Annotated in this window: 1 protein-coding gene; it reads left to right on the top strand. The window is 66.5% G+C overall.

Annotation, left to right across the window (positions count from 1 at the left end; translation table 11 throughout):
- Positions 1-805 precede the first annotated feature (805 nt).
- A partial coding sequence (locus tag B1L11_RS53605) for a right-handed parallel beta-helix repeat-containing protein (protein WP_256863443.1) occupies positions 806-2,709 on the top strand: 1,904 nt, incomplete at its 3' end.

Raw genomic sequence — 2,709 nt, 5'->3', positions numbered from 1 at the left:
CTGGTGCCCAGCTGGCGGGCCAGGTCGTTTTCCGTCGGCATGCGGTCGCCCGGTCGCAGGCCCAGCCGGGCGATGAGCTCCAGCACCTGCTCGGCCGCCACCTCATAACCCGGCCGGTATCCGCCCTCACGCTGGGTGTCGGTCACGGTGCTTCCTCCTCACGATCGCAGTAAAAGTATGACTCTGCGGGCCAGGTCACCCGCAGGCTGTCCGGGACGTGGCATCGTGAGTACGAAACATCATCGCGATTCACGCGAGGCGGTCCGCCCGCGCGGGAATGCCTGTGTGGATTTCCGCTGATCAGAGACTTCTGGTCGTTACGACGAGATGACGTTTACATGCCTGCCGTGAAAATTAAGTGTTCTTAAGGTCTTGACGGGCCTCGGTGCTCGCACCCGTAATTGGTAGCTGAGCACCCGGAGGACGCTTCTTCCGGGCCCCTGCGGCTGGACCACACGGCGGGTGTGTGGAGGTGTGTCGCATGCCTCCGCACCGTGGTCGGCCACGTCGGCTTCCATCACCTCACTCCACCAGATCCCTCGTGGTGGCACGTGAGGACCGCGCCACCATGGAGAAGCACGTGACCGATCGAATTGAGCATCCGTCCCCCCCTTTTGCGGTGTTGAGGCCGCTTCTGGTTGGTCTCGTCATCGCGGCACTGGCCGCCGCGATGACAGTCGTCGCATCGGCCACGGCAGCCCGTGCCGCCACCACGACCCTGTACGTTTCGCCTTCGGGCACCGGCAGCACCTGTTCGTCGGCTCAGCCGTGTTCGCTGTCGGGGGCGCAGACGGCGGTGCGGTCGTTGAACAGCTCCATGTCCGGCGACATCGTCGTGCAACTCGCCGACGGGGTGTACCGGCTCTCCGCGCCGCTACGGCTGACCGCCGCCGACTCGGGCAGCAACGGGTATCAGGTGGTGTGGCAGGCGGCCCCGTCGGCGCATCCCGTCATCAGCGGCGCCAGGGCGGTCACCGGCTGGACGCTCGCCAACCAGGCGAAGAACATCTGGCAGGCCAACGTCGGCGCCGGAATCGACACCCGGCAGCTGTATGTCAACGGCGCTCTCGCGACGCGTGCGCGTACCCAGGTGAACCGGTCGGACTTCACCGCCACCGGCTCCGGGCTGCGGTTCGGCAACAGCGCGCTGAGCTACCTGAACAACCTGGCCGGCCAGAACCGGGTCGAGCTGGAGAGCGTCGGTTCGTTCACCGACCGGTACGTGCGGGTGCAGAGCATCAGCGGCAACTTCATCACGATGCAGCAGCCCAGCTGGAACAACAACATTTTCGGGTACGACGTGTTCACCAGTCCGCACCGGGCCGGTCCGCTCTACATCGAGAACGCCTACGAGTTCCTCGACTCGCCGGGTGAGTGGTACATCGACCCCACGACCGGTGTGCTCTCCTACATCCCTCTCGCCGGGCAGAACATGAGCAGCACCAGCGTGGAGTTGCCGGTGTTGCAGTCCCTGGTGGACGTCGGCGGCACCTACGACGCGCCCGCGCACCACATCACCTTCAGCGGGATCACCTTCAGCGGCACCAGCTGGCTGGGGCCCAGCAGTAACCAGGGCTTCGCCGACCAGCAGACCGGCGCCTACATCGCGGGCAACTGGAACTGGCCCGGCGACCTGCCGAACTCCTGCCAGGAGGGCTGCCAGCAGTTCGAGGCCACAAGGCCGAACTGGTACCAGATGCCCGCGGCGGTGCAGGTGTCGGCGGCCAACCACATCACCTTCACCGACTCGCAGTTCGTCAACCTGGGCCAGACGGCCGTGGGCATCGGCAACGACGCCAACGCGCACGCCAGCGGTGTCGGCCTGGGGGCCAGCGACATCACGGTCACCCGGTCCGAGATCGCCCGCAGCTCGGCCGGCGGCATCGTGGTCGGCGGCGTGCGCGCCGACGCCCACCACCCCAGCGACCAGCGGATGGTCAACCGCAACATCACCATCACCGACAACCGCATCCACGACCTGGGGCTGGACTACCGGGGCATCGTCTCGGTCCTGACCACCTACGTCACCACCACCGACGTGTCCCACAACGAGGTCTACAACATGCCCTACACCGGCATGTCGATCGGCTACGGGTGGGGCGCCAACGAGCCCGGCGGCAGCACCCAGTACGCCAACCGGGGTCTGTACAACTACCAGCCGCGGTACACCACGCCCACCACCGCGTCGGGCAACAAGCTCGTCGGCAACTACGTGCACGACGTCATGCAGCAGATGACCGACGGCGGCTGCATCTACACGCTGTCGTGGAACCCGAACGCGCTGATCAGCGACAACTACTGCCTGCGGACCAACGGCTGGTTCGGGCTCTACTTCGACGAGGGCTCCAAGTACTACACCGTCAGGAACAACGTCTTCTCGAACACCGGCACCTGGGCCACCGCCAACTACTGGGGTGGCGAGAACATGGGCAACTTCACCGTCACCGGCAACTGGTCGACCAACGGCAGCACCAACATCACCAACGGCGACCGCGGCAACGTCGTCAACAACAACGTGACCGTCACCAACGGGCAGTGGCCGTCGGGCGCCCAGTCCGTGATGGCCTCCGCCGGGCCTCGGAACGGTACGTCGACGCCCTCGCCGTCGCCGTCGTCGCCGTCGGGGAGCACCAGCGCGCTCAAGGGTGTGGGGTCCGGGCGGTGCCTGGACGTCAGCGGGGCGTCGCAGGCCAACGGCGCTCAGGTGCA

Source organism: Microbispora sp. GKU 823 (assembly GCF_002027145.1).
GTDB classification, from domain to species: Bacteria; Actinomycetota; Actinomycetes; order Streptosporangiales; family Streptosporangiaceae; genus Microbispora; species Microbispora siamensis.
The sequence above is the reverse complement of the archived record's forward strand: the minus strand, read 5'-3'. Positions and strand labels throughout refer to the sequence as shown.